Source organism: Flavobacterium omnivorum (genome assembly GCF_900099915.1).
Taxonomy (GTDB): domain Bacteria; phylum Bacteroidota; class Bacteroidia; order Flavobacteriales; family Flavobacteriaceae; genus Flavobacterium; species Flavobacterium omnivorum.
In genome coordinates this window covers 1-26588 of the sequence record NZ_FNDB01000006.1, presented here as the reverse complement: position 1 = coordinate 26588, position 26588 = coordinate 1, and the positions used below count along the sequence as shown (strand labels likewise).

25 protein-coding genes are annotated in these 26588 nt (G+C 34.8%); 15 read left to right on the top strand and 10 right to left on the bottom strand.

Going from position 1 to position 26588, the window contains the following annotated elements; all coding sequences use genetic code 11:
• Positions 1–13: 13 nt before the first annotated feature.
• Complete coding sequence (locus BLS90_RS08140) at positions 14–421, bottom strand: hypothetical protein (protein WP_091257170.1); 408 nt, start codon at positions 419–421, stop codon at positions 14–16.
• 601 nt (positions 422–1022) lie between these two features.
• On the opposite strand from BLS90_RS08140, the gene BLS90_RS08135 reads away from it, so the two are divergent.
• Positions 1023–1463: a hypothetical protein gene (locus BLS90_RS08135; protein WP_091257169.1), complete on the top strand. Its 441-nt coding sequence runs from the start codon at positions 1023–1025 to the stop codon at positions 1461–1463.
• A 107-nt stretch (positions 1464–1570) separates the two neighbouring features.
• Here BLS90_RS08135 and BLS90_RS08130 read toward each other — a convergent pair whose 3' ends face one another.
• The 6 genes from BLS90_RS08130 to BLS90_RS08105 form a co-directional block, all read right to left on the bottom strand.
• Positions 1571–2833, bottom strand: a complete 1263-nt coding sequence (locus tag BLS90_RS08130; RefSeq protein WP_091257168.1) for a peptidylprolyl isomerase — start codon at positions 2831–2833, stop codon at positions 1571–1573.
• A 32-nt stretch (positions 2834–2865) separates the two neighbouring features.
• Positions 2866–3990, bottom strand: a complete 1125-nt coding sequence (locus tag BLS90_RS08125) for a peptidylprolyl isomerase (protein WP_091257167.1) — start codon at positions 3988–3990, stop codon at positions 2866–2868.
• An 8-nt stretch (positions 3991–3998) separates the two neighbouring features.
• Complete coding sequence (gldI, locus tag BLS90_RS08120; protein ID WP_091257166.1) at positions 3999–4661, bottom strand: gliding motility-associated peptidyl-prolyl isomerase GldI; 663 nt, start codon at positions 4659–4661, stop codon at positions 3999–4001.
• A 4-nt stretch (positions 4662–4665) separates the two neighbouring features.
• Complete coding sequence (locus tag BLS90_RS08115) at positions 4666–5670, bottom strand: DHH family phosphoesterase (protein ID WP_091257165.1); 1005 nt, start codon at positions 5668–5670, stop codon at positions 4666–4668.
• Positions 5671–5739: 69 nt separating this feature from the next.
• Positions 5740–6996, bottom strand: a complete 1257-nt coding sequence (locus tag BLS90_RS08110; protein WP_091257164.1) for a voltage-gated chloride channel family protein — start codon at positions 6994–6996, stop codon at positions 5740–5742.
• A gap of 34 nt (positions 6997–7030) precedes the next feature.
• On the bottom strand, positions 7031–7441 hold the full coding sequence (locus BLS90_RS08105) for a RidA family protein (RefSeq protein WP_091257163.1): 411 nt from the start codon (positions 7439–7441) through the stop codon (positions 7031–7033).
• 279 nt (positions 7442–7720) lie between these two features.
• Here BLS90_RS08105 and BLS90_RS08100 point away from each other — a divergent pair, with 279 nt between their 5' ends.
• A complete protein-coding gene (locus BLS90_RS08100; protein WP_091257162.1) occupies positions 7721–8389 on the top strand; it encodes a hypothetical protein in 669 nt (222 codons plus the stop codon).
• Positions 8390–8518: 129 nt separating this feature from the next.
• On the opposite strand, the gene BLS90_RS08095 is transcribed toward BLS90_RS08100, so the two are convergent.
• Positions 8519–9046, bottom strand: coding sequence for a hypothetical protein (locus tag BLS90_RS08095; protein ID WP_091257161.1), 528 nt, complete (start codon positions 9044–9046; stop codon positions 8519–8521).
• Positions 9047–9248: 202 nt separating this feature from the next.
• On the opposite strand from BLS90_RS08095, the gene guaA reads away from it, so the two are divergent.
• From guaA to yidC, 6 genes are all read left to right on the top strand, one after another.
• Entirely contained in the window at positions 9249–10778 is a 1530-nt protein-coding gene (gene guaA, locus BLS90_RS08090; protein ID WP_091257160.1) for a glutamine-hydrolyzing GMP synthase, read from the top strand.
• Positions 10779–10897: 119 nt separating this feature from the next.
• Complete coding sequence (locus BLS90_RS08085) at positions 10898–12841, top strand: LysM peptidoglycan-binding domain-containing protein (protein ID WP_091257159.1); 1944 nt, start codon at positions 10898–10900, stop codon at positions 12839–12841.
• On the top strand, positions 12841–13242 hold the full coding sequence (locus tag BLS90_RS08080; protein WP_091257158.1) for an OsmC family protein: 402 nt from the start codon (positions 12841–12843) through the stop codon (positions 13240–13242). Before BLS90_RS08085 ends, BLS90_RS08080 begins: the two co-directional genes overlap by 1 nt.
• 82 nt (positions 13243–13324) lie before the next feature.
• The gene (locus BLS90_RS08075) at positions 13325–13558 is read left to right on the top strand and encodes a DUF3820 family protein (RefSeq protein WP_066082415.1); all 234 of its coding nucleotides are present in this window, start codon (positions 13325–13327) and stop codon (positions 13556–13558) included.
• 73 nt (positions 13559–13631) lie between these two features.
• Entirely contained in the window at positions 13632–15251 is a 1620-nt protein-coding gene (locus BLS90_RS08070) for a CTP synthase (RefSeq protein ID WP_091257157.1), read from the top strand.
• Positions 15252–15310: 59 nt separating this feature from the next.
• Positions 15311–17215, top strand: a complete 1905-nt coding sequence (gene yidC / locus BLS90_RS08065; protein WP_091257156.1) for a membrane protein insertase YidC — start codon at positions 15311–15313, stop codon at positions 17213–17215.
• 51 nt (positions 17216–17266) lie between these two features.
• Here the strand turns inward: yidC and BLS90_RS08060 are convergent, their stop codons facing one another.
• Positions 17267–18235, bottom strand: coding sequence for a fasciclin domain-containing protein (locus BLS90_RS08060; RefSeq protein WP_091257155.1), 969 nt, complete (start codon positions 18233–18235; stop codon positions 17267–17269).
• 462 nt (positions 18236–18697) lie between these two features.
• Between BLS90_RS08060 and BLS90_RS08055 the strand changes: the two genes are divergently transcribed.
• From BLS90_RS08055 to BLS90_RS08035, 5 genes are all read left to right on the top strand, one after another.
• Positions 18698–19414, top strand: a complete 717-nt coding sequence (locus BLS90_RS08055; protein WP_091257154.1) for a toxin-antitoxin system YwqK family antitoxin — start codon at positions 18698–18700, stop codon at positions 19412–19414.
• 72 nt (positions 19415–19486) lie between these two features.
• Positions 19487–20674: a tRNA 2-thiouridine(34) synthase MnmA gene (mnmA, locus tag BLS90_RS08050; RefSeq protein WP_091257153.1), complete on the top strand. Its 1188-nt coding sequence runs from the start codon at positions 19487–19489 to the stop codon at positions 20672–20674.
• Positions 20675–20806: 132 nt separating this feature from the next.
• Positions 20807–22420, top strand: a complete 1614-nt coding sequence (locus tag BLS90_RS08045) for a S8 family peptidase (RefSeq protein WP_091257275.1) — start codon at positions 20807–20809, stop codon at positions 22418–22420.
• Between the two features lie 15 nt (positions 22421–22435).
• On the top strand, positions 22436–23380 hold the full coding sequence (locus BLS90_RS08040) for an NAD(P)H-dependent flavin oxidoreductase (RefSeq protein WP_091257152.1): 945 nt from the start codon (positions 22436–22438) through the stop codon (positions 23378–23380).
• Positions 23381–23383: 3 nt separating this feature from the next.
• Complete coding sequence (locus tag BLS90_RS08035) at positions 23384–23788, top strand: hypothetical protein (protein ID WP_073354504.1); 405 nt, start codon at positions 23384–23386, stop codon at positions 23786–23788.
• Between the two features lie 50 nt (positions 23789–23838).
• Here the strand turns inward: BLS90_RS08035 and BLS90_RS08030 are convergent, their stop codons facing one another.
• Positions 23839–24279 (bottom strand): DUF4268 domain-containing protein, encoded by a 441-nt coding sequence (locus tag BLS90_RS08030; RefSeq protein ID WP_091257151.1) that lies wholly within the window; start codon positions 24277–24279, stop codon positions 23839–23841.
• A gap of 93 nt (positions 24280–24372) precedes the next feature.
• On the opposite strand from BLS90_RS08030, the gene BLS90_RS08025 reads away from it, so the two are divergent.
• Both BLS90_RS08025 and BLS90_RS08020 read left to right on the top strand, forming a co-directional pair.
• Positions 24373–25017 carry an NUDIX hydrolase gene (locus tag BLS90_RS08025; RefSeq protein ID WP_091257150.1) on the top strand — a complete coding sequence of 215 codons (645 nt, stop codon included), beginning with the start codon at positions 24373–24375 and terminating at the stop codon, positions 25015–25017.
• 89 nt (positions 25018–25106) lie between these two features.
• Positions 25107–25916 (top strand): lysophospholipid acyltransferase family protein, encoded by an 810-nt coding sequence (locus BLS90_RS08020; protein WP_091257149.1) that lies wholly within the window; start codon positions 25107–25109, stop codon positions 25914–25916.
• Positions 25917–26588 lie beyond the last annotated feature (672 nt).

Sequence of the window (26588 nt, the reverse complement as noted above, 5' to 3'; positions counted from 1 at the left end):
CAATCCTTGTCTATTAGCAACTATATTGATTTATTATATCATTTAGTTTTTTCGAATCATTTTCCTCAATGTCACTTAGATCAAAATCAAAGCTTTTTCCATCATTTTTGTAAATCGTCAAAATATGGTTCTCTAATTTCGCGCTTTCAATAGTTTTAAATGAAATTGATTTTCCAAAAAAGGAATTAATTCGGATGAACATACCTTTTTTATTCCATTGCAGATAATTTTTATACCAGAACATTCTGGAGAAAAATATGGATTGTGATGCGTATCCAATAGCACTAATTCTTCTATTTATGATTGGGTTTTCAAACTGAATTATTTCGAAAAAACCGAAAATAATACAAACTAGCGACAGTACGATCAACGATATGAAAAACCAGCTGATTTGTAAATTATCAAATTTAATTCTTTTCATTTATGTTACTTTTTAAATAATTAATAAGAATAAACGATTTCGTGGGGGTATAAAACGAACAGTTATTCTTGTGTTTAATGAACACAATAGACTTTCTTGAATTCAGTAACAAGTTTCTTCAATTAGGACTTGTACCAATTGATTTCGAGCAATATGATTTAATTCATCTGTATATTTCTGCACTTCAAAAAACTAAAATAAATGATTTAATTTGATTATCAATATTTTGTATTAATTCATAATATTCATTAGGAAATTTTACTGATTGCCTATCTAAATCTATTATCAAATATATTAAAATTTTCTTACAAAGCGGCTAAAGAAATTTCTAGTTGGATTATGTTTTGGAACAGTGATCAAACTATTTCATCGGCTGTTGCTCTTTTTATTACATATTATGCCTCGTTTAATATTGATCTGGCCGAAGTAGATCTTGTTTTATGCTAACTTTTAGTTGCAAAAAGTAGTTAACTTTGTGAAAATCTTTCCGAACTTTGAAAGCTAAGAAAACAATAGGTATTTGGCGCAATTCCAAATTTGGCGAAAGCACAATATAGTGCGTGCTTAGGACCAATAACGAATAAAAAATAATCAGCTACAAATGAAAATAATCCCAAAAAGCGGAATTGAGAAACTCATTTTCGGAATGAAACAAAATGATGTGACGGCGCTGTACGGCAAGCCAGATCGCAATTACAAGGACGAAGATAACAATGTGATTTTTGCTTATAACAAGCTAAAAATGCGTTTGACTTTCTATGTTGAAGAAGATTTTAAATTGGGTTATATCGTAGCCTCGAGTCCAGAGCTGGAATTGTTTGGATTTAAAATGCTCAACAGAAAAATTAGTGAAGTCAAAAAAGATTTAGCTACTAAGGGCATTACTAAGTTCACTCAGGAAGAGTTTGATACGTTTGAGAACTACTTCAATGAAGAAAACTGGATTATTTTTCAAACGGAATTTGATGAGGTTGTGAAATTTGAAATTGGTGCTATTATCAATCAAAAGGACGAATTCGATTGGAAATTCGGAAAGAAATAAAGCAGGCTTTAATCTTTATTTTAAAAACATTTCCATCAAATGGCTAAAAAAACAAACCCGACAACTTTTGAAGTCTGTCGGGTTTTTTTAGGTTATATTTTTGTGCTTTATTGTTTTGGAGCAGGTTGTTTTTCCAGCATTTCCAGTTCGAAAATAAGCATGGTATTAGGTGGGATAACTCCTCCAGCGCCTCTTTCTCCATACGCTAAATTGGAGGGGATGAAAACGACCGCTTTATCACCAAAAGCCATATTGTCTAATCCTTCAATAAATCCGGGAATCATACCCTCTTTTTTTCCTGCTTCAAATGGGAAGGATTGGTATCCGTTTTGAGCGGCACGATTCGCATCAAATTTCCCGTAAGTTTTATTGACTTCTTCATAACTGCTATCAAATAAAGTTCCATCTTCAAAATAACCTGCATAATTGAAATAGAATGTTGTTCCGTTAGCGGGTTTTATTCCGCTTCCTTTCTCAGTTATTTTGTATGCTAACCCAGATGGAGTAGTAATTGCTGTTGCTTTTATAGTGGCTAAATAGGTTTTTTTGGCAGCGACTATAGAACCGTATTTTTCCAGGTACACCTTTTTGGCTTCCGCTTCTTCAACTTCACGTTTTGCTTTGTTTTCAACTTCAATAGCGGCTTGTTTCGCTTTATTTTCAGCGTTGATTAAATCCTGTTTCTTTTGGTCTTCGGATTTATTATTGAAATAATCTGCGAATACTTTTGGTGCATCAAATTTTTTGGCCAATGCCCCTTTTCTCACAATGATGATCTTTGTAATTACATCATTTTGCGCAATAGCATTAACCACACTCATTCCTTCGGTAACATGGCCAAAAATGGTGTGTTTTCCATCCAGCCAAGGCGTCGCTTTGTGTGTGATGAAAAATTGGCTTCCATTCGTTGTTGGTCCAGAATTAGCCATAGACAGTATTCCTGCTTTGCTGTGCTTTAAATCGGTGAATTCGTCCTTGAAGGCATAACCTGGACCACCAGAACCACTTCCAGAAGGATCTCCTCCTTGAATCATGAAATCTTTGATAACACGGTGAAACTTCAAACCATCAAAAAATGGCTTTCCTTTAAGATTTTCTGGCGTTACAAAGGTGTTTTTACCTTCTGCCAAAGCAATAAAATTTGCAACGGTTACGGGTGCTTTTTTGTATTCTAGTTCCACAACAATAGCTCCTTTATTCGTAGCAATTGTGGCAAAGATTCCCTCGATAACCACCGGAGCTTTAACTGGCGCTTTTACAACTGCTTTGGTTGTGGTAGTTGGTTTTTTTGCAGGAACAGATTTCTTGACAGTTTGAGAATGTACATTGACCATTCCCAGAAATAATAAAAACAGAATTTTAAATTTCATTTTGTACTAATTTAAAGGCTTATTATTTAAAACTATTGGGGCATTTTTTCTAATAACTCAATTTCAAAAATGATGTTGGCATTGGGTGGGATTACGCCTCCTGCCCCAGCTGCTCCATATCCTAAACGCGATGGGATAAAAATAACCGCTTTATCTCCAAGCGATAATTGCTCCAATCCTTCTATAAAACCAGGAATCATGCCATCTTTTTTACCTGCTTGAAAAGGAATGGGCTGATATCCGTTTTGAGCGGCTCTGTTTTCATCGTATTTTCCGAAAGTTTGAGCTACATTTTCTACGCTGGCATCAAATAATTCTCCATCTTCTAGAAAACCAGAATAGTGAATGAAGATATTGCTTCCCTTAGCGGGTTTGTTTCCACCACTTTTTTTGGTAATCACGTATTGTAATCCTGTAGGTGTTTTTGTTGCTTTGGTTTTTAAATCAGTAAAATAAGCTACTTTTTCCTCGCGAACTACTTTGTATTTTTCGTTGTACACTCTTTTATTTTCAGCATCAATAGCTGCTTTTTTCTTTTGGTTTTCAGATTCAACGGCAAAGTAATCATTGAATATTTTTGCAGCGTTGAATTTCTTTGCATTTTCGCCATTTCGAATAATGGTTACTTTATTGATGTAATCGTTTTGTTCAATTTTGTTGACTACATCCATTCCTTTTTCGACTACATGACCAAAAATAGTATGCTTACCGTCCAACCAAGGTGTTGCAAGATGCGTGATGAAAAATTGACTGCTGTTGGTCATCGGTCCGTTATTGGCCATAGCCAAAACACCAGCGTTGTCAAACTTTAAATCTGAGAATTCATCTTTAAATTTATATCCTGTATCTCCTGATCCTGTTCCTAATGGATCTCCGGTTTGTATCATGAAATATTTGATCACTCTGTGGAATTTCAAACCGTCAAAAAAAGGTTTGTTTTTTAGGTTTTCATTAGTTACAAATTCATTTTTTCCTTCGGCTAAAGCCACAAAATTAGCTACTGTAATTGGCGCTTTTTTGAAGTCTAATTGAACGATGATGTCTCCTTTATTAGTTTCAATTTTAGCATACAAGCCATCTGGTAGATTGCTGTGTTCTTCTTTGCAAGAATAAAAGGAGGCGATAACTAGGAATACGAATAGGATCTTTTTTTTCATTTCTAAATTTAATTTTGTGGAGTTAAAGTGTCTTTAGGTTTACTCAAAGCGGGTGCTTCTTTCTTTATTGGTGGCACAACTGTGGGCGTTGATACTTTTAATTGACTTTCTTTTTTATACACTACTTCCGATTTAAAATCACGAAGTGTAACGATACAAACTATAGGTTGGTTGGTGCCAATTTTTTTATCATCACCATGGTATCCATACGCCATATTGGACGGAAAAAGGAAGGTTACTTTTTCGTTTTTACGCATCAACTTAATACCGTCACGCAAGCCCATCATGATATTTTGTTTGTCCACATAGTACGTTTGAGGTCTTAATTCTAACTCAGAATAAAAGATGGTTCCTTTTAAATCTTTGATTTCGTAATCAAAGAATGCTACATCTCCTTTTTTTGGTGTAAGCGTATCAGTAGTATTTCGTGTTACATAGGAGTACCAGTATCCCTTTTTGGAGGCCAAGTACACTACATTTGGATTGCTCTTGATTAGATTCTGAATTTGGCTTTCCTCAGTGGAAACCAGCTTTTTATTCCGGGCAATGGATTTTTTCATGAAACTCCCAGAAGCCTGAGAGATTGGTCTTCTGGCTTCCTGATGCTGCTTGCAGCTAGAAATTAGCAGAAACAAAAAAAATACAACGGCTATTTGCGTGCTATTTTTCATAGAATTAGATGCTTAATCTTGTTATCAAATCTTCAAATTTCTTTTTGGTTTCTTCCATCGTATCGGATGATTTCCCTCCCGCCGCATTGCGATGTCCTCCTCCGTTAAAATAATCTCTTGCAAATTGATTGACATCAAAATCACCTTGGGAACGAAATGAAATTTTGATTATTTTCTCTTCTTTATTTTCTATAAATATAGCTGTAAAAAGGATTCCTTTGATGCTTAAGCCATAATTCACAATTCCTTCCGTATCGCCTTTAACATAATCAAAGGAATTCAATTCCTCCTGCGTCAAAGTGGTGTAGGCGGTTTTATGTTCCGGCAGGATAATCATGTTTTGAAGTGCTCGGCCTAATATTTGTAAACGCCCATAGGAACTATTGTCAAATAATAAACTTGGTATTTCAGTGTTTTCGACACCTAAATCAATTAATTCAGCTACAATTCTATGCGTTGTTCCGGTTGTTTTTGGGAAACGAAAAGAACCAGAATCCGTAAGTATTCCAGTGTAAATACAGGTTCCAATAGTTTTATCAATATCTTGTTTTTTGCCAAGAAATAAAATAAAGTTGTACAGCATTTCGCAAGTAGAACCAAACGACGTGTCAGAGTAGGTCACAACGGCATAATCATCAGGCTTTTGATGATGATCTATCATCACAAAAGGGGCTTTTAGTTTGGCTAACACGTGTTCCATCTCACCGGTACGATGCAGAGCATTAAAGTCTAATGTGAAAATAATTTCTGCATCTTCAAGAATTTTTGTGCAGTTTTGTTTGTCTTTTTCGAATATTTTAACAGTTTCAGATCCCGGCATCCAAGCCAGAAAATCTGGAAATTCATTTGGAGAAACCACCACTGGATGGTGTTTGTTTTTCAATAAAAAATGGTATAAACCCAGCGTAGAACCCATGGCGTCTCCGTCAGGACCTCGGTGTGGGATTATGGCAATTTTTTTTGGAGTTGCTAATAACAACTGTATCGCTTCAATATCTTGTATATTCATAGTCTGCGAAATTACATTTTTTTAATGTAAAGTTGAAATCATTTATACAATTAACAAACTTTTAGAAGGTTATAAAAAGTCGGTTTTTTTTCTTTTCAATTTTTGGTATACGTAGTATTTTGCTCCTCTAACTATTTGGGCTTTATAAATTCCCATGGAACCCGAACTAAAATAAGCAATTCCGCAAGCTAGTCCAATGAAAAGACCACTTTCAATCCCAAAAAGTTCCAATCCCATTACGGTACAGGCAATAGGCGTGTGAGTCGCGCCCGAAAAAACAGCCACAAATCCCATTCCTGCTAAAAGGGCTATTGGTAAGGGAACTAGCAGTGATAAGGCGCTTCCCAAAGTGGCACCAACAAAGAACAATGGCGTGACTTCACCACCTTTAAAGCCAGCGCCTAATGTAAAACCGGTAAATAATATTTTGAGCAGGAAATCAGATGGAGCATTAGGAATTGTAAAAGCATCAACGATAACTGGAATGCCTAGACCTGCAAATTTTGTTGTTCCAATAAAAAATAATGCTACAGCTAGAATAATTCCTCCTACAAAGGGACGAAGAGAAGGAAAGGCTATTATTTTTGAGAACAAGTGACTCCACAAGTGCGTGCTTTTGGAAAAAAGCATAGCGGCTAAGCCAAATAGAATACTCACAAATACTACCCAAAACAAATTGATAACGGTTATTGCTGGTACAAAAGGAATTGCATAATGGGTGTGTTGCACCTGCCACAGTGCTACCGTAAAATAGGCTATGTAAGCAACTAGAAAAGACAATAAGATGCTTCTTAAATTGATTTTACTGAAATAAACAACTTCTAAAGCGAATACGGCTCCAGCCAAAGGTGTCCCAAAAATGGAGGCGAACCCCGCACTAATTCCTAGAATAAGTATTGTTTTTCTTTCGGAAGAATCGAGTTGAAATAGCTTTGTAAACTGGTCTGAAATGGCGCCGCCCATTTGTACTGCTGTTCCTTCTCGACCCGCCGACCCGCCAAAAAGATGTGTTATTAAAGTGCCTAAAAGCACTAAAGGAGCCATTTTTAATGGAATAGTTTGCTGTGGATATTCGTATTCTTCCAATAATAAATTATTCCCTTTAACGACTGATTCTCCCCAGTAATGATATCCCAATCCTATTAAGAGGCCGCCTATTGGCAAAAGCCAAACAATCCAGCTGTTGTTTTCTCTGATTTGCGTAACCCATTCTAAAGCGACAAGAAAAAATGCAGATGCCGATCCAGATAAAACGCCTACTATGCTACAGATGAAAATCCATTGGAATAGAAGCGAAGAAGTTTTTTTGGTTTTTTCTAGAATCATTAGTAAAAGGCAGCAAAGTATTTTGACAAAAGTATTATAATCCTTCTTGAATTAATGGTTTTTCAGTGGCTATTGCGGTAAATTCAATTTCTACTAAATATTCAGGAGCTACTAGTTTGCTGATTTCATAGAAACCGGTAGCGGGTTTTATGTCTTTAAAAAAGTGAGCATGCGCTTTGGCTACATCTTCAAAAGTAGTTATATCTGTCGTAAATATACGGGTTCTTATAACGTCTTCCATACTGACTTTTAAGTCTTCTAGAACTACTTTTACGCGTTCCATTATGTTCATTGTTTGTGCATACGCATCAGTAGCTTTTACTTTTTCGCCATCTACCAGAGCCACGGTTCCGGAAACTTCGATAGTGTTTCCAATGCGTACCGCTCTGCAATAACCCATTTTATCTTCCCAAGGTGAACCTGTCAATATATTTTCTCTTTTCATTTTTTTATTTTTTAAGTAGGTACAAAACCGAAATGGTGTTTTTGTTGTGGCATACTATTTGCAAGTTAGAAAAAAAAAGTGAAATAAAAAGACCAATTTTTGATTAAAAAGTTCGAATTTGAAGTGGTGAGTTTTAACCGTTTTGTTTTCTAAAATGTAATAAAAGGCAGATTTGGGAGTTATAAATGAAAGTTAAATTGTTGCCTAATTTTTGAATAAATACAATTGGTTTTTTATTTTTAAAATTTTACAAGCACTGATAAACTAATTTAGAAAGTTATGAAAAGGATTTTATTTTTAATGATTATGATCAGCATGTCTTTGAGTAGCTATGCTCAAAGTGAATTTAGTTCCAAATTTAAAGCGATTCCACCTAAAACTAATGCCCCCAAAATAAAAAAGACAATTCCTCCAAAAGCAGATATTCCGCCGATTAAGACGCCAAATGTATTTAAGAATCCAGAAATATTCAACCCAAACCCGAGTCCTTCACGCACGATTACGCCTGCAAATAATTTTTCGATGACTCCAAAGAATGAATTTATTAATCCGGGAGATGTATATAAAGACAAGTGGAATAAAAAAGAAGATAATTCACAAGGTATTGTATATCGAAAAAATCAGAATTTAGGTAATTATCAAACAGGATCTGTTACGGCAAAGGTTATGTATCGTGATGCAGCTTATGTCGATGGAGATCAAATTAGAGTGTATTTGAATGATAAAGTGATTCAGAATCAAGTAAACTTGGATAGTGCTTTCAAAGGCTTTGAAATTGTATTGGAGAAAGGATTCAATAAGATCGATTTTGAAGCGTTAAATCAAGGGAGTTCTGGTCCAAATACTGCTGAATTTAAGGTTTATGATGATAAGGGAGCTTTAATTTCTGGAAGTCAATGGAATCTTGGTACGGGATTCAAGGCTACAATTATTTTAGTGAAAGAGTAGTTTGTACTTGTAGTTGCAAGGATTATAAAAAAAAAACAGACTCCTGAATAATTTCAGGAGTCTGTTTTTTTTTATGCGATTTCACAGCATAATTAAATTTTTACAAAAGATGCTCAGCTTACTCCTCTACTAAAAAGGATCGGCAGTAACTTGAAATTTCATCGCTGCTTTTAAGGCGATATCTTGGGTAATAGTTTCTTTTGTCACCGCTGAAATTCTTAATCTGAAACTAGGCGCTTTAATGTATTTGTCTAATTTTTCGGAAGTACACGTTAGATCTATTGTATTTGAAGTGGAGTTTATATCGGTTAAAAAAGCCAATTCAATTTCATCACTGTCATTGGTAGAAATGTACATACGTATGGATTTCAAAAATGAAAACGATTTATTAGCAGGATTAGTTACCGTCAATTTCAGTTCTTTTAGTCTTACATCTTTAACCAATTCCGCTTTTGTATTGTTGTTCTCAAATTCAGAACTTGAATTGGAGGTAATATCTGGAGTGATTAATTCAAATGCAGTATTGACAGGAAAACCGCTTGGAATAGTAACAGTAGTTTGATTGTCTATTGAAAAAGTCAATAAATCATCAATCACACTACAAGATAGGGCTACAAGCCCAAAAATTGTGATAGCAATACATTTTTTAAGTTTCATTTTTTTTATCTTTATTATAGGTAAAGGCCACAAAGATACATCTTTATAGCCTTAAAGCCTACCGTGTAAAAAAAGTTACTTTTGATGGATGCTAGCGCTTCGGTTTTTACGAGAGGTAAGAGATTATTAGAGCATAAAAAATAAAATAAATATTTTTCAAAATTCGATTTTTCAATTCAAAATATAAAAAGTATTTTTGCGCATGCAACACAACGTCCTTATTTTAGATTTCGGATCGCAATACACACAACTTATTGCGCGTAGAGTTCGCGAATTAAATATATTCTGCGAAATTTTCCCTTACAATCATTTTCCGAGTGATTTGTCTTCTTATAAAGCAGTAATTCTTGGAGGTAGCCCTTTTTCTGTGCGAGCAGAAGATGTACCACATCCTGATTTATCTCAAATTAGAGGTAAATTACCAATGCTTGCCGTATGTTACGGAGCACAATACTTAGCTCATTTTAGTGGAGGCGAAGTAGCAGCTTCAAATACAAGAGAATATGGTAGAGCGAATTTATCTTACATAAAAGAAGATGAAGTATTCTTTGAAGGAGTTTCAGAGAATAGTCAGGTTTGGATGAGTCATAGCGACAGTATAAAAGTATTACCTTCAAATGGAGTAAAACTGGCAAGTACGCATGATGTGGAATTTGCTGCTTACAAAATTGAAGGCGAAACAACTTATGCTATTCAATACCATCCTGAGGTTTTTCATTCTACCGATGGATCAAAAATGCTGGAAAACTTTTTAGTTAAAATTGCAGAAGTTCCTCAAAACTTTACACCAAATGCCTTTGTTGAAGAAATGGTGTCTGAATTAAAGGAAAAATTGCAAGATGATAAAGTAGTTCTAGGACTGTCAGGTGGAGTAGATTCTACCGTGGCGGCAGTTTTACTGCACCAAGCTATTGGAAAAAATCTATACTGTATTTTTGTAAATAATGGTTTGCTTCGTAAAAACGAGTTCCAAAACGTTTTAGACCAATACAAAGGAATGGGTTTGAACGTAAAAGGAGTTGATGCTGGAGATCGTTTCTTATCTGAATTAGCAGGTGTAAGTGACCCGGAAACTAAGCGTAAAATTATTGGGCGTGTATTTATCGAAGTTTTCGATGATGAATCACACCTTATAAAAGATGTAAAATGGTTGGCTCAAGGGACAATATATCCTGATGTTATTGAATCGGTCTCTGTAAAAGGGCCTTCAGCAACTATAAAATCGCACCATAATGTGGGTGGTTTACCGGATTATATGAAACTGAAAATTGTGGAGCCGCTCCGTATGCTTTTTAAAGATGAAGTGCGTAGAGTAGGAGCTTCACTGGGTATTGACCCAGAATTATTAGGAAGACATCCTTTTCCAGGGCCAGGATTATCAATTAGAATTCTAGGCGATATCACACCGGAAAAAGTGCAAATTTTGCAAGATGTAGATGCTGTTTTTATTGACGGATTGAAATCTTGGGGTTTATATGATAAAGTTTGGCAAGCAGGAGCAATTTTGCTTCCTGTAAATAGCGTAGGAGTTATGGGTGATGAACGTACGTATGAAAAAGTGGTGGCACTTCGCGCAGTAGAATCTACGGACGGAATGACAGCGGACTGGGTGCATTTACCGTATGATTTCTTGATGAAAATTTCAAATGATATTATCAATAAAGTAAAAGGAGTCAATAGGGTGGTGTATGACATCAGCTCAAAACCACCGGCAACTATTGAATGGGAATAATAATTTAGTTTTTTATATCCTTTGAACAGCTAGATCGAATGTTCGTTATAAAACGGTATCAGATTTTTGGAATAAAATTTGATACCGTTACTTTATTAAATAATTTATAATTAAAAGTGATGAAATATTTTTTTGCGATTTGTATGACAGCTTTGTGTTTTAATTTTAGTGTTTTTGCACAAAGTAAAACAACTACACACAAGGTCGAAAAAGGGGAAACAATCAGTCAGATTGCTCAAAAATATAATGTAACTCCGTATGATATTTATCAATTGAATCCGGATGCACAAACTGGATTAAAACCAAATAGTGTTTTACTAATTCCTAAAAGTTCTGGCAAAAAAGTAGCCATTCTTCCAGCTAAAAAAGGAAATGTGGCTGTAACGCATCAGGTAATGCCTAAAGAAACGCTATATGGTATTGAAAAGAAATATGGAATTTCTGACGAAGCTTTAAAACAAGCTAATCCATTTCTGGAAAAAGAAGGACTTCAAATAGGGCAATCACTTACTATCCCTTCCAATAAAGTTCAAAAGAGTGCAGCTGAAATCTCAGAAAAAGTAGTGTTTCACTACGTACTTCCAAAAGAAACAAAGTATTCAATTGCCAAGCAATACGGAATTACTATTGAAGAGTTAGAGCGTAAGAATCCTGGAGTGGTATCTAATTTGCCAGAAAGATTCAAATTATTAATTAAGGGAAAAGCTCCTAAAGTAGAAAAAATCCCTAAAGCTGTAGAGTCAAAAAAAGAGGCTGTTGTCACAAATCCTGTAAAAACTATACCTACAACCAATTACCTAAATTATGTCGTAAAACCGAAAGAGACGCTGTTTAGCTTGTCAAAAATGACAGGTGTAACTCAAGAGGAATTGATAACAATTAATCCAGAATTAGCACAAGGTGTAATTGAAGGTATGGTTTTGAGAATTCCTTCAACATTAGCGCTTACTCCAGAAAGTAAAAAGGAGTATGCGGAATTGTCAAAAAGTAGTGCAAATAATAGCAGAAAAAAATTAACGCTGCTTTTGCCTTTTAATGTTTCAAAAATTGAAGGAGATACCATTAATTCGATGGTTACGCGTTTGAAAAAAGATAAATTTCTAAATATGACATTGGATTTTTATGCAGGTGCTTTGATGGCTATTGATTCCGCCAAAACACTAGGACTTAACTTTGAAATAAATATATTGGATTCAGAGGAAACAAAAAATAGTTCTGCTGTTGCATCGCTAATAGAAAAAAATAATTTGGAAGTTTCAGACGCTATTATTGGTCCTTTCTATCAAAGTAATGTCGAAAAAACTGCCGAAATTTTAATGCCAAATCAAGTGCCCGTTATATCGCCACTGTCAAAAGACTTGGGTGTATCCTATGCTAATATTTTTCAATCAATCCCAGATCCAGACGCAGTCAAAAACGCCATGTTCGATTACATGCGTTCAAAAGGCGGTAATATAGTGGCAGTAGTTGATAGAAAGAAAGGATCCGTTATTCAATTTATTAAAGAAAATCACAAAGACGTGCGTTTTGCAGCACTTAACGCAAACGGAGGAGTATCGCCTGAAAATTTGAAAAGCTTGTTTGTGAAAGATAAAGTGAATTATGTAGTGATGGAAACCGCAAATACTGGTATGATAAAATCAACAATAGCCACTATGTTAGGTGCTATGTCATCATACAAAGTACAACTTGTTATTCTGGAGTCAAATGAAACATTAGATACGGATGAAATAAGTTATGTAAATCTGACTAAACTGAAATTAATGTATCCTTCAGTTACTCGAGAAAACGAATCTCCTGAGGCTTTGATTTTTCAAAAAGAGTTTAGAAAGAAAAACAAGATTGATCCTAGTGATTTTGCTACGCGAGGATTTGATATTACTTTTGATACCATGCTGCGTTTGTCACAGGATAAAAAATACCAAGAAACAATTGATAGTACCGCAACGGAGCAAATTGACAATAAATTCGAATTTTATAAAAAAGAGGACGGCGGTTATATCAATAAAGGAATCTATATTTTATATTATGACACGGATTTAACCATAAAAGAAGCGAATTAATGACATCAATAGTGACTTATTTAGGAGATTTGAGAACGTCTTCAATTCATTTGCAATCTGGAACCGAAATTCTTTCAGATGCACCGGTAGATAATAATGGTAAAGGGGAGGCTTTTTCTCCAACGGACACTGTTGCAAACGCATTAGCAACTTGCATGATGACGATAATGGGAATAAAGGCACGAGAAATGGAAGTTGATTTGACAGGTTCCACCGCCGAAGTAATTAAAATTATGAATGTAGAACCAAGGCGAATCGGTGCGATAGAAATTGCTTTTGAAATGTACGGAACGATTGAGGATAAAAACAGAACCATACTGGAAAGAGTGGCAATGACTTGTCCTGTTTTCTTAAGCTTGCATCCTGAAATTGAGAAACGAATAATTTTTAACTGGAAATAAAGAGATTTAGGAGCAGGATAGAAGATACAGGAAGCATTAATGGTTCTAGTTTCTTATTCTCTTGCTTCTTTTTTTATAAAAAATGGATCAAAACCAAAAACAACTCATCAAACTCGCTCATACTAAAATGCCTTTTGGTAAATATGAAGGATGGTTTCTTATTGATATTCCGGAATATTATATTGTGTGGTACAGTAATAAAGGGTTTCCAAAAGGAGAATTGGGAGAACAATTGAAATTAATTTATGAATTAAAACTCAATGGTCTAGAAGAGTTAATTCGAAATATAAAAAAACGGTACCCAAAACCGATTTAATTTTCAATTTGACAATTTATAATTGTACTTTTGCCACGTTTTTTTACACAACTACAACACAAACAACAACAGAATGAATCAAACGAAATATATTTTTGTTACTGGCGGTGTGACTTCTTCTTTAGGGAAAGGAATCATCGCGGCATCTTTGGCAAAATTGTTACAAGCAAGAGGATACCGTACAACCATCCAAAAGTTTGACCCATACCTTAATGTAGATCCCGGGACATTAAATCCTTATGAGCATGGGGAATGTTATGTGACTGATGATGGTGCTGAAACGGATTTGGATTTAGGGCATTACGAACGTTTTTTGAATGTTCCTACTTCTCAGGCAAATAATGTTACGACAGGAAGGATTTATCTTTCGGTTATTGAAAAAGAAAGAAGAGGAGAATTTCTTGGTAAAACGGTTCAAGTTGTACCTCATATTACCAATGAAATCAAGGAAAGAATGCAGTTGCTTGGAAATTCCGGTGACTACGATATTGTAATTACGGAAATTGGTGGAACGGTAGGAGATATTGAATCTTTGCCGTACATAGAATCTGTTCGTCAATTGGTTTGGGATTTAGGAGAACATAATGCTATTGTAATTCATCTTACTTTAATACCTTATTTGGCTGCTGCGGGAGAATTAAAAACAAAACCAACACAGCATTCTGTTAAGACGTTGATGGAAAGTGGTATAAAAGCTGACATCTTGGTTTGTAGAACTGAGCATGAACTTTCTGAAGAATTACGTAATAAGCTGGCTTTGTTTTGTAATGTAAAAAGAGAAGCGGTTATCCAATCTATCGATGCTTCGACGATTTATGAAGTTCCTAACTTAATGTTGGAAGAAGGACTTGATGTTGTTGCGTTAAAAAAATTAGATTTACCTAAAAAAGCAGCTCCGGATTTAAAAAACTGGAATACTTTTTTACGCCGATTAAAAAATCCGAGGCATACCGTGAATATCGGTTTGGTTGGAAAATATGTTGAAATGCAGGATTGTTATAAATCTATTTTGGAAGCTTTCATTCATGCAGGTGCTGCAAATGAAACTAAAGTAAATGTAGTTTCCATTCATTCTGAACATATTGATGCCAGTAATATAAGCGAGAAATTTTCTGGTTTAGATGCAATTCTGGTTGCACCAGGTTTTGGAGAAAGAGGAATTGAAGGCAAAATTGCAGCAGTCCAATATGCGCGAGAAAATAAAATGCCATTTTTTGGAATTTGTTTAGGAATGCAAATGGCTATCATAGAATATTCAAGAAATATTCTGGGTTACACTGATGCCAATTCAACCGAAATGAATGAACACACGGCGCATCCAGTGGTAAACCTTATGGAAGAGCAAAAAACAGTTACGGACAAAGGAGGAACAATGCGTCTTGGTGCATGGAAATGCGATATCAAAAAAGATTCATTGGCTTACAAAATATACGGAAAAGATACGATTTCAGAACGCCACCGTCATCGCTATGAGTACAATAGCAATTATGTAGCGCAATTGCAAAATGCAGGATTGATTGCTTCAGGAGTAAATCCTGATACCGGGTTGGTGGAGATTGTAGAAATAGAAAACCATCCATTTTTTATTGGAGTACAATACCATCCGGAATATAAAAGTACGGTTGCTAATCCGCATCCTATTTTTGTGAATTTTGTTGCAGCAGCTGTTAAAGCGAAGAAAAAACAGTTTTAGTTTTTTGAAACAATTCATCAAACGGTAAACTAATTAGATTAAACTTTTTAAATATTATAATGGAACAAAAAAAATTTGACCTCAATTCGATTATAGGTTTTGCATTAATTTTTGGTATTTTGGTTTTTATCATGTACCAAAATCAACCGGACCCGAAAGTGGTTGCAGCTGAAAAAGCACAAAAAGAGTTGTTGATTAGAGAAGCTAAAGCCAAGGATTTAGAACAAAAGACTGTGGCAAAAGCTACGGTTGCAGTAGCAGCAACTGGAGATTCAACTCAATTGGCGCAATTACAAAAGACACTAGGGAATTTTGCGTATTCTGCGACGCTTCCTTCTGCGAAAGCGGGTGTAACCACTATCGAAAACGATTTGGTGAAGCTGACAATTGCCAATAAAGGAGGATATATTGTAGAAGCAACTTTGAAGCAATTCGAAAAGTTTAAGAAAGGTTCCGGACAATTAGTTCAATTGGTAAAAGACAATAATGCTAATTTAAATGTGCAATTACTAACCAGTGATAATCGTACTTTAAACTCAAAAGATTTATATTTTGAACCTACTTTAACGAAAGTTGGAGCAGATCAAATATTGTCTATGAAATTGAAAGCAGGAGCCAATGAATTCTTGGAATATAAATACATTTTGAAACCAAACGATTATATGATTGGTTTTGATATTCGTTCTCAAGGGTTGAATAAAGTATTGAATACGGCAAAACCACTGGATTTAGAATGGAATTTAAAAACATACAGAAATGAGAAAAGTGTTTCTTATGAAAACCGTTATACTGAAATCTATTTCGAACATGAAGATGGTAAAATTGATTATGCTGGTTTAGGTCAAACAGAAGACTCAGATCTTGAAAAAGCAACTTTTATCGCTTTCAAACAGCACTTTTTCTGTACGATTCTTTTATCAAAAACACCTTTGGCAACAGCAAAAGTGAAGTCAGATAACTTGGTGAACGATGATAAAGTAGATACTACTTTTACCAAACAATTTAAAGCTAACATTCCTTTGGCGTTTACCAATGGGGAATTAGATCACAAAATGAGTTGGTATTTTGGTCCAACGGATTATAAAACTTTAAAATCATACGACCTGAATCTTGAAAAAATTATCTCGCTAGGTTGGGGTATTTTCGGATGGATTAACAAGTTTATTTTTATCCCGTTATTCGGATTTTTAAGTTCTTACATTGCTTACGGAATTGCGATTATCATTTTTACGATTCTGATAAAAATTGCAATGTCGCCTATAACTTTCAAATCATTCTTGTCACAAGCGAAGATGAAGGTATTGCGTCCTGAAATAACAGAATTGGGTGAAAAATTCAAAAAAGACCCAATGAAAAAGCAACAGGAAACGATGAAGTTATATAACAAAGCGGGCGTGAATCCTATGGCAGGTTGTATTCCAGCTTTGATTCAATTGCCATTTATGTACGCTTCGTTTCAGTTTTTCCCTTCGGCTTTTGAGTTGAGACAAAAAAGTTTCCTTTGGGCAGATGATTTATCGTCTTTTGATGAGGTAATTAGATTGCCTTTTTATATTCCTTTTTACGGAAATCACATCAGTTTGTTTCCTGTACTTGCTTCGATAGCCATTTTCTTTTATATGAAAATGACTTCTGGCGACCAGCAAATGGCTGCTCCACAACAAGAGGGCATGCCAGACATGGCTAAGATGATGAAAATCATGATCTATGTATCGCCAATAATGATGTTATTTTTCTTTAATAGTTATGGTGCGGGATTAAGTTTATATAACTTTATTTCGAATCTAATTACTATTGGAATTATGATTGTCATCAAAAGATACTTTATTGACAGTGACAAAATTCATGCTCAAATTCAAGAGAACAAATTGAAAGAGCCGAAGAAACAAGGTAAATTCCAGAAAAAACTTCAAGAAGTGATGGAACAAGCCGAAGCTCAAAAGGCACAACAGAAGAAAAAATAATTCATAATAAAAGCTCTCAAATTTGAGAGCTTTTTTTTGTTTTAAAAATAATTACAGAAGAGGTAGTAACACTTTGTCCACGGCGTGAATGACACCGTTTGAACATTGAACATCGGTAATTATAATATTTGAAATTCTGTTTCTAGCATCTTTAATTTTGGCACCTCCAGATAACTGTATAGTAAAGGTTTGAACTGGTACTAGAATAGGAGTAACTACTTGTCCTTCGGTTAAGCTAGTCGCTAGTACATTAGCAGGGCTTACTACATGGTATTGTAAAACTTTTGTCAAGTTTGCTGCAGAAACTCCTGCAATTCCGCCAGGAGCTAGTTCCGTATTCAAGGCTGTAAAAGCAGCATTTGTTGGAGCAAAAACGGTAAACGGACCAGTTCCAGATAAGGCAGTTATGAAGTTAGGTTCTCCAGAACGATTTAAAACGCTTACCAAAGTACTAAAATTAGCATTTGCTGCAGCATGAGTTACAATAGTTGGCAAGTCAATCACTTTGTCTACAATGTGAATCACTCCATTTGAAGCCATGATATCTGGAGTAGTAACGGTCGCCACTCCATTAAGTTTTATGCCAGCAGTTATATTTACATACATGCTTAAATTATTAGTAGTTGATGCGGAACCTTTGGCTAAAGTTTTAATGTATCCTGTGTTTAAATCTGTAGATTTTACAGAACCAGTGACAACATGATTCAATAATATTTGTGTTAAAGCTTCTTTTGGTACATCATTTATTGTAGGATAAGGAGTCGTAGCAAGAAAAGCTGTGAATGCTTCATTCGTTGGTGCAAAAACAGTAAAGGGACCAGCTCCTTTCAAAGTAGTAGCTAATTCCGCTCTGACAAGTGCCTGAACCAAAATACTTAAATTTGGACTTGCTACCGCTTTCCCTGTAATGGTGTTGTCTACAACCATATTATCGTTATTATTGTCATCGTCGCACGATACGGAAAGTGCGGTAAATAATGCAATTAGCATTAGATTTTTCAGTTTAATTACATTTTTCATAGTGTTTAATGTTTATTTGTTTCCACTAAATTAATAAATAGCTTTTGATTTTTGTTTAACAAGTATTATAAATTGCTAAACAACATGAAACTTTATTATTTCTTTTAAGGTTGTTTAACTTCAATTGTAGTCAATTTTAAGCAATCATAAGGTATTGACAATGAGTTATATATGATTAGCCGTGTCTTTTTTATAGTATTTGTTTTAAAAAATACTTGTTAGTTTAATTAAACACTTTATAATTTACGGTTACTTGCCACTTTAATAACTACTAGTAGATAATTTTCAACGTTGTAATTCCATCTAGAATTTGATATTTTATCTTTAAAGTTTACAAGTTTAAACTGTTTCTCTTATCCATAATTAAGTAGAGGTGAGAACAACTATAATAAATTTGTAAATTTGCTTAAAATAAAAGAGTACAATTGTAGTTTTGTACTATTGACCTAATATAAAGTAGCAATGAAAAAATATCAAATTAGTTTTTTTACCCTTTTAGTTCTTATGCTTTTGAGCCAAAATTGCATGTCTCAGTCTAATTTTAATAAATTAGATGAAACAGGAAAAAAACAGGGAGTTTGGAAAGGGTTTTATCAGGATTCCCGAAGACCTCGTTACGAAGGTAATTTTGAACATGGTAAAGAAACAGGTATTTTTTATTTTTATGATGATACCAAAGCTAAGTCTGTAATTGCTACGCGAGAGTTTAATCCAATTGATAATTCAGCATTCACCATTTTTTATGATCAAAAAAGCAATAAAGTGAGTGAGGGTAAAGTGGTAAATAAAGTATTTGAAGGGCAATGGAAATATTATCATTTGGCCTCAAAAAACATAATGACCATTGAAAATTATAGTAAAGGAAAACTAGAGGGGCTTCGCACCGTTTTTTATCCAAGTGGTAAAGTTGCAGAAGAGATTAATTATAAAAATAATTTGAAAAATGGTTTTTATAAAAAATACACAGAGAAGGGAGTCTTACTGGAAGAATCTAATTTCAAGAATGACGTGTATAACGGTGCAGCCATTTTCAAAGAATCTAATGGAAATGTGGCTTCTAAAGGGCAGTTCTTAAATGGAAAAAAAGCAGGAATATGGCAGTTTTTTGAAAAAGGAAAATTGAGCAAAGAAACAAATATGAATTTTCAAGAACAGGCAGTCAAAGACAAAAACAATTAACAAAACACTTAACGAATACTGTTATAAATCTTTTGTAACTTTGCAGTCTTATTAAATTATAATTTTTTGAAGATGAAGCGTGTTGTTGTTGGACTTTCAGGGGGAGTAGATTCAAGTGTTGCGGCATATTTGCTGCAACAGCAAGGATATGAAGTAATTGGTCTTTTTATGAAGAATTGGCATGACGATTCCGTTACTATTTCTAATGAATGTCCTTGGCTGGAAGATAGTAATGATGCTTTGCTAGTAGCAGAAAAGTTAGGAATTCCTTTTCAAACAGTCGATTTAAGTGAAGAATATAAAGAGAAAATCGTGGACTACATGTTCAACGAATACGAAAAAGGGCGTACTCCAAACCCAGATGTACTTTGTAATCGCGAAATAAAATTTGATGTTTTTATGAAAATTGCGTTGAGTCTTGGGGCTGATTTTGTTGCAACGGGGCATTACTGTAAAAAAAGCGAAATAGAAGTGAACGGCGAAACGGTCTATCAACTAAAAGCAGGTGCGGACACCAATAAGGATCAATCCTATTTTCTTTGTCAATTGTCACAAGAACAATTAGCAAAGTCGTTGTTTCCAATTGGAGAATTGACAAAACCAGAGGTTCGAGAAATTGCTGGGCAATTGGATTTGATTACTGCTGAAAAGAAAGATTCACAAGGGCTATGTTTTATTGGAAAAGTACGTCTGCCAGATTTTTTACAACAAAAATTACAACCTAAAGCGGGCGATATTATCCAAATTGATAAAGATGACCCTATTTATAATTCAGAAAAAAAAGTAGGCCTAAGTTTTGAAGAAGATGTAAAATTGGAGGCTGAAAAAATTCCCTATACCCCAGAAATGGGAAAAGTAGTAGGAAAACATCAAGGAGCTCATTATTTCACTATTGGGCAACGAAAAGGATTAAATGTTGGTGGGACGACGGATCCGTTATTTATTATAGCTACTAATGTGGAGACCAATACTATTTATACGGGATTAACAAGTCAGCATCCTGGATTATTCAAGAAAGCGTTACATATTGAAAAAGAGGAAGTACACTGGATTCGTAAAGATTTGGCTTTAGCCAAAGGAGAAACCATGCATGTAATGGCCAGAATTCGCTACAGACAGCCCTTACAAAGCGCCACCTTGCATCAATTTGAAAATGGAATGTACGTAGCTTTTGATGAACCTCAATCCGCAATAACCGAAGGACAATTTGCAGCTTGGTATGTAGGAGATGAATTAATAGGATCAGGAGTAATTTCTTAGTCGTTTTATTGCATTATCGAAAGGTACTAGTTAGGTCACCTAAAATTCTAATAATAAACCAAATGTAGCTTTGACCATCATTCAATTTCAGCTACCGTTGAAATCTTGATGTTACAACAAATGACGATACCAATGAGAAAATGTTATATATTTCTTTTATTATTGCTAACAACAAACGGTTTTGCACAGCAGGATGCTTGGGTATATTTAAATGCAAAGCCTAGTTCTCAATCCTTTGCCGATGCACCATTGAAAATGCTTTCTCAGAGAGCATTAGATAGAAGAGCCAGTCAAAATGTTATTTTAGATTTTAAAGATGTTCCTGTTGAGGCCTCTTATATTAATCAAGTAAATGCTATTACGGGTATAACTGTGATGGCAAAATCGAAATGGCTAAATGCTCTTCATGTGCGAGGAACGCAGGCTAAAATAAATGACTTACTACAGTTTTCATTTGTCAGTAAAGTTGATTTTGCAGATAAATCATTAAATCAAATTGGTAAAATCGCAAAGTCCAGTAAGGTAAAGCAAGGGAATAAGACCAAGAAGACAAAAGTGGATTATGCTTATGGAAGCTCTTCAAATCAGATCCAAATGCTCAATGGGCACGTAATGCACCAACAAAATTACACCGGCTCCGGGAAAGTAATTGCTATTATGGATGCGGGATTTCCGGGTGTCAATACAACACAACCTTTCCAAAAATTAAGAACTAATGACCAAATTTTGGGTGGTTATAATTTTGTTTTGAGAAATCCAGATTTTTATACCGGCGTATCGCATGGCACTTCTGTACTATCCGCAATGGGAGGTTACAAAGAGAATTCATTAGTGGGAACTGCCCCAGATGCTTCTTATTATTTATTTATAACAGAAGATGATACATCTGAAAATCCTGTGGAAGAATCCCTTTGGGTTGAAGCAGCAGAAAAAGCAGATAGTTTAGGGGTGGATATTATCAATACCTCTTTAGGGTATTTTGATTTTGATAACGAAGCATACAATCATACCTACAGTGAAATGAATGGTAAAACAGCGTTCATGTCTCGGGGAGCAGAAATTGCATTTAGTAGAGGAATGATTCTGGTGACTTCGGCTGGTAATTCAGGTGGTACATCTGATCCACATGTTGCCGTACCAGCAGATGCTGTTTCTGTGATTGCAGTAGGTGCAGTAAATTCATCAGAAATAGTAACCTCCTTTAGTTCAGTAGGACCTTCATCTGACGGTAGAATAAAACCCGATATCATGGCGCAAGGTCAAGCTGCAGTTGTTTCTGATGCAGCGGGGAATATTGTAACGGCAAATGGGACTTCTTTTTCTGGGCCAATAATGGCCGGGATGCTGGCTTGTTTATGGCAAGCATTTCCACAAAAAACAAATCAGCAAATTAAAGAATTAGTACTACAATCATCCGATAAATTTTTAACTCCCAACAATCAGTATGGATATGGAATTCCAGATTTTGGACTGATTGTTCGCAACCAATTGTCGACGGAGTCATTTTTAAAAGATGACTTCATAATTTATCCCAATCCAACCACTGATTCTATTTCCGTTTCTTTGCCATCAAAATTCGAAAGTGGAACCGTTTTTATTTATACTATTTTAGGACAGAAAATTTTAGAACAAAAAGTAACGCCTCAATCAGCTGTAATTTCTTTAAAAGCGTTAAATCAAGGGATGTACCTTTATAAATTGGAATCCGATAATTTCTACACAAGTGGGAAAATAATAAAAAAATAACAGCATCAATACCACATGAATAAAATCACTGAACTTTTCAAAATTAAATATCCTATCATTCAAGGTGGAATGATCTGGAATAGTGGGTATAAATTAGCCAGTGCCGTCAGTAACGCTGGTGGCTTAGGATTGATTGGTGCGGGTTCTATGTATCCCGAAGTCTTGCGAGAACACATTCAAAAATGTAAAAGAGCTACTTCAAAACCATTTGGAGTAAATGTTCCAATGTTATATCACAACATTGAGGAAATAATGAAAATTATTGTAGAGGAAGGGGTTAGGATAGTTTTTACGTCAGCGGGTAATCCAAAAACATGGACGTCATTCTTGAAACAAAATGGGGTAACGGTAGTGCATGTCGTAAGTAGCTCCGTTTTTGCATTGAAAGCACAAGATGCTGGTGTAGACGCAATTGTTGCCGAAGGATTTGAAGCTGGAGGCCATAACGGTAGAGAGGAAACCACAACACTTACACTTATTCCTATGGTGAAAGAAAAAATTTCAATTCCGTTGATTGCTGCCGGAGGTATTGCTACCGGTCGCGGCATGCTAGCTGCCATGGTTCTTGGTGCCGATGGAGTTCAAGTTGGGAGTAGATTTGCTGCGTCACTAGAATCGTCAGCTCATGATAATTTCAAGGAATCGATTGTAAAGGTTAAGGAGGGAGATACGCACTTGACATTGAAGGAACTTGCTCCAGTTCGGTTAATTAAAAATAAGTTTTATCAAGAGGTACAGGATTTATATAAAACGTGTCCAACAAAAGATGAATTAGTTACTTTATTAGGAAGAGCTAGAGCAAAAAGAGGCATGTTTGAAGGCGATTTAATCGAAGGAGAGTTAGAAATCGGTCAAATTGCAGGTCTTATTCACGAGATCAAACCAGCTGCTGAAATCATCCAAGAAATGATTATCGATTTTGAATACGCAAGAGTAGAGGCAACCAATTTTCAATTTTAAGCAATGATAAAAAGATATATTATTCTACTTTTTTTGATTCTAGGAGTACAACATTCTTATGGACAAAATTATAAGTTTAAAACGTCAGGCTTTAGTGTTTTAGAGAAAAATGAGAAAGGGAAATGGGGGAAATGGTCTGATTTAAATTTAGTTAATATTTTAATTTCATTAGATACTAATAAAAGTAGAATTGTAGTTTATTCTCAAATTATTCAACTTTTTGAAATTGTAGAATATCAACCTATTGAGGAAAATGAAACAGATACTGTTTACACATTTACCTGTAAAGATAACGAAGGCGTCGATTGTACAGTTTCGATCATTACCAGAAAAAAGCAAGAAAACCGAAAGCAACTGTACATTAATTATGGTAATAGGATAATACTTTATAATATATTCAATATGTGATGAATATGAAGTTGAATATCACAGCGCTATTTTTGATTTCTTACTCGTTTTTAAAATTGTTGAATATCTTTAATATATCCATCATACTCTGAATAAAATAGCTCCAAAGCATTCATTTTATCATTGTAAAATTCAAAAATTTCCTGCCAGTATTTTCTATTGCTAACTCCAACGCCTAGTTTTTCAACCCAAATAAGGCTAATTGTTTTACCACTTTCCAATGTGTGCTCTCTTTCAAAAACCAGATCTTTAATGAATTCCTCTTCTAGAATATTTTTTAAAGATTCCAGTTTTTCAAAATAGGCAATTCTTTTTTCATCGCTTCGCTGTTCTATGGCTATTAAAACTTGAGCCTTTTTATTATCTACATAAAATTTAAAAGAAAAATCTTTGATCTTAGTATCGTACAACAACCATTTTCGGGGAAATTTTTCCGAAAATTCAACCCAGAATTCGCGTTTTAACTTTTGTGTTTCTTCTTTGCTGTACATTGTGTATGACTTTTGGTATCAGAAAATTTGTGTAACGGTATTTTCTAAACTATATTTATATTAAATTTCAATGTGCAAAAATAGACTTTGATTATGGATTTTCAAGAATTTTTACAGTTTGTTCCTAAAGTACTTGATGTAAGGCTCCCCGCTTTTGATGCGCATATTAAAATGGCACCATTAGAGCGGTCACAAAGCTTAAAACAGATTGATTTTAGCGATAAAAATCCAAGAGTAGCTGCAGTAATGATGCTTTTTTATCCTAAAAATGAAATTACACACCTGGTATTGATTGTTCGGAATTCATACAAAGGTGTGCATTCTGCTCAAATTGGCTTTCCAGGAGGTAAATACGAAATCGATGATGAGAATTTTGCTTACACAGCGTTGCGCGAAACCCACGAGGAGGTTGGCATTCATCCAGATAAAATACAAATACTTAAACCTTTTACACAATTATATATACCACCTAGTAACTTTATCGTGCATCCTTTTTTAGGCATTAGTAAAGACGAACTAGTATTTGTACTACAGCCTTCAGAGGTAGCGGATATAATTGAATTGCCTCTGTCTATTTTTTTAAGTGATTCAATTGTTGTTGAGACTAAGGTCCCAACATCCTATTCAGTTGAGAGTAGTGTTCCTGCTTTTAAAATTGAAAACCATATCGTTTGGGGAGCAACGGCAATGATGCTTAACGAATTGAAAGAAGTTTTAAAAGAAGTCTTATATTCTTAAATTAGATAGGAAGCAACGGTTTTAGAATGCTAAAAACAATCAAAAATTAATTTCGTAGGTTTGCTAAATATAAAAAAACACATAATTTTATGGGATTATTTAAGAGAAATCCTTTTGGTCACATCCTGTTTTTAAAAAAATGGTTAATCAGGATTTTCGGGGCCATCACGCATCGACGATATAGAGGTTTCAACGAACTGCAAATTGAAGGTTCAGAAATCATAAGGAATTTGCCTGATACTAATGTTCTTTTTATTTCGAATCATCAAACGTACTTTGCTGATGTCGTAGCAATGTTCCATGTTTTTAATGCAAGTCTCAGCGGTCGTGATGATTCTATTAAAAATGTATGTTATCTCTGGCAGCCTAAAATGAACATCTATTATGTAGCTGCAAAAGAAACAATGCAGGCTGGATTATTGCCACGAATTATGGCTTATGCAGGCGCAATTACGGTCGAAAGAACTTGGAGAGCTAAGGGAGTCGATGTTCTGGAGAAAAAAGACATTAATCCAGATGATACTGAAAATATTAAAATTGCTTTAAAGGACGGTTGGGTTATAACCTTTCCGCAAGGGACAACTAAATCCTTTAAGCCGGTTCGTAAAGGAACGGCTCATATTATAAAGCAGCACAGACCTATTGTTGTTCCTATTGTGATCGATGGCTTCCGTCGTTCATTTGATAAAAAAGGATTACGTATGAAAAAGAAGGGCATTCTTCAATCCTTCCTTATTAAAGAGCCTTTGGATATTGATTACGATAAGGATACTATTGAGGAAATTGTTGAAAAAATCGAATATGCTATAGAGCAACATTGTTCATTCCTCAAAGTAATACCGGCTGAAATTATCAAAGAGCAAGAAGAATTAAATAAAACGCGCAGGTGGGAATACTAAGCAGAGGTTACATAAATGCTTGAACCTTGTAATAACAATAACTTGGGCGTTTCCCTGTATAAAAAAGAGGCTATTATCTAAATGGGTAGTAGCCTCTTTTTTATATAGGGCCGGGCTATTCGCTGCAAGTCCTCGTCAAGTTGCGTTACACTTCACTTGGCTGTGGGCTTTACGCTACTATCCCTAACGCTGGGAGTTGTATAATTGATTTAGAATTCGGTGTACCTTATATATAGGTATAGATTGTCTAATATAATGATAACCGTAAGAAACAAACCAGGAACAACTGTCCAAGCGTCAAAAAACCGAAATTATCTAAGATGATACTGCAGACAGGACCTAGAAACTGTATTAATCTTATCTGTGATTGAAACAAAGCGGCTCAGAGAACCAATAAATGTTTTAAAGGCATTGCTAATTCAAGACATCCTAGAGTGATATAATGGTAAAAAAACTAGATTTTGGTCCATTTTGCAAGCTTATCTTTGGATAGGTTGAGTGAATCATAAAAAACTTTTTTTTCAAGGAGCGTATTTTCAGCAAGTTAAAGTAAAAGTTAAGAAAAGGATAAAAAAAGTGTTTAAAAAAGCTTGAATAACGGTATAAAGGAGTTAGTTTTGCACCCGCAAGAAGTGCAAACGTTCATTTAAATACTGGCAAGCAAAACGAATT

Excerpts from the sequence above, each read along its gene's own strand:
- BLS90_RS08140 (WP_091257170.1), bottom strand. The coding sequence starts at position 421 with ATGAAAAGAATTAAATTTGATAATTTACAAATCAGCTGGTTTTTCATA.
- BLS90_RS08135 (WP_091257169.1), top strand. The coding sequence starts at position 1,023 with ATGAAAATAATCCCAAAAAGCGGAATTGAGAAACTCATTTTCGGAATG.
- BLS90_RS08130 (WP_091257168.1), bottom strand. The coding sequence starts at position 2,833 with ATGAAATTTAAAATTCTGTTTTTATTATTTCTGGGAATGGTCAATGTA.
- BLS90_RS08125 (WP_091257167.1), bottom strand. The coding sequence starts at position 3,990 with ATGAAAAAAAAGATCCTATTCGTATTCCTAGTTATCGCCTCCTTTTAT.
- gldI (WP_091257166.1), bottom strand. The coding sequence starts at position 4,661 with ATGAAAAATAGCACGCAAATAGCCGTTGTATTTTTTTTGTTTCTGCTA.
- BLS90_RS08115 (WP_091257165.1), bottom strand. The coding sequence starts at position 5,670 with ATGAATATACAAGATATTGAAGCGATACAGTTGTTATTAGCAACTCCA.
- BLS90_RS08110 (WP_091257164.1), bottom strand. The coding sequence starts at position 6,996 with ATGATTCTAGAAAAAACCAAAAAAACTTCTTCGCTTCTATTCCAATGG.
- BLS90_RS08105 (WP_091257163.1), bottom strand. The coding sequence starts at position 7,441 with ATGAAAAGAGAAAATATATTGACAGGTTCACCTTGGGAAGATAAAATG.
- BLS90_RS08100 (WP_091257162.1), top strand. The coding sequence starts at position 7,721 with ATGAAAAGGATTTTATTTTTAATGATTATGATCAGCATGTCTTTGAGT.
- BLS90_RS08095 (WP_091257161.1), bottom strand. The coding sequence starts at position 9,046 with ATGAAACTTAAAAAATGTATTGCTATCACAATTTTTGGGCTTGTAGCC.
- guaA (WP_091257160.1), top strand. The coding sequence starts at position 9,249 with ATGCAACACAACGTCCTTATTTTAGATTTCGGATCGCAATACACACAA.
- BLS90_RS08085 (WP_091257159.1), top strand. The coding sequence starts at position 10,898 with ATGAAATATTTTTTTGCGATTTGTATGACAGCTTTGTGTTTTAATTTT.
- BLS90_RS08080 (WP_091257158.1), top strand. The coding sequence starts at position 12,841 with ATGACATCAATAGTGACTTATTTAGGAGATTTGAGAACGTCTTCAATT.
- BLS90_RS08075 (WP_066082415.1), top strand. The coding sequence starts at position 13,325 with ATGGATCAAAACCAAAAACAACTCATCAAACTCGCTCATACTAAAATG.
- BLS90_RS08070 (WP_091257157.1), top strand. The coding sequence starts at position 13,632 with ATGAATCAAACGAAATATATTTTTGTTACTGGCGGTGTGACTTCTTCT.
- yidC (WP_091257156.1), top strand. The coding sequence starts at position 15,311 with ATGGAACAAAAAAAATTTGACCTCAATTCGATTATAGGTTTTGCATTA.
- BLS90_RS08060 (WP_091257155.1), bottom strand. The coding sequence starts at position 18,235 with ATGAAAAATGTAATTAAACTGAAAAATCTAATGCTAATTGCATTATTT.
- BLS90_RS08055 (WP_091257154.1), top strand. The coding sequence starts at position 18,698 with ATGAAAAAATATCAAATTAGTTTTTTTACCCTTTTAGTTCTTATGCTT.
- mnmA (WP_091257153.1), top strand. The coding sequence starts at position 19,487 with ATGAAGCGTGTTGTTGTTGGACTTTCAGGGGGAGTAGATTCAAGTGTT.
- BLS90_RS08045 (WP_091257275.1), top strand. The coding sequence starts at position 20,807 with ATGAGAAAATGTTATATATTTCTTTTATTATTGCTAACAACAAACGGT.
- BLS90_RS08040 (WP_091257152.1), top strand. The coding sequence starts at position 22,436 with ATGAATAAAATCACTGAACTTTTCAAAATTAAATATCCTATCATTCAA.
- BLS90_RS08035 (WP_073354504.1), top strand. The coding sequence starts at position 23,384 with ATGATAAAAAGATATATTATTCTACTTTTTTTGATTCTAGGAGTACAA.
- BLS90_RS08030 (WP_091257151.1), bottom strand. The coding sequence starts at position 24,279 with ATGTACAGCAAAGAAGAAACACAAAAGTTAAAACGCGAATTCTGGGTT.
- BLS90_RS08025 (WP_091257150.1), top strand. The coding sequence starts at position 24,373 with ATGGATTTTCAAGAATTTTTACAGTTTGTTCCTAAAGTACTTGATGTA.
- BLS90_RS08020 (WP_091257149.1), top strand. The coding sequence starts at position 25,107 with ATGGGATTATTTAAGAGAAATCCTTTTGGTCACATCCTGTTTTTAAAA.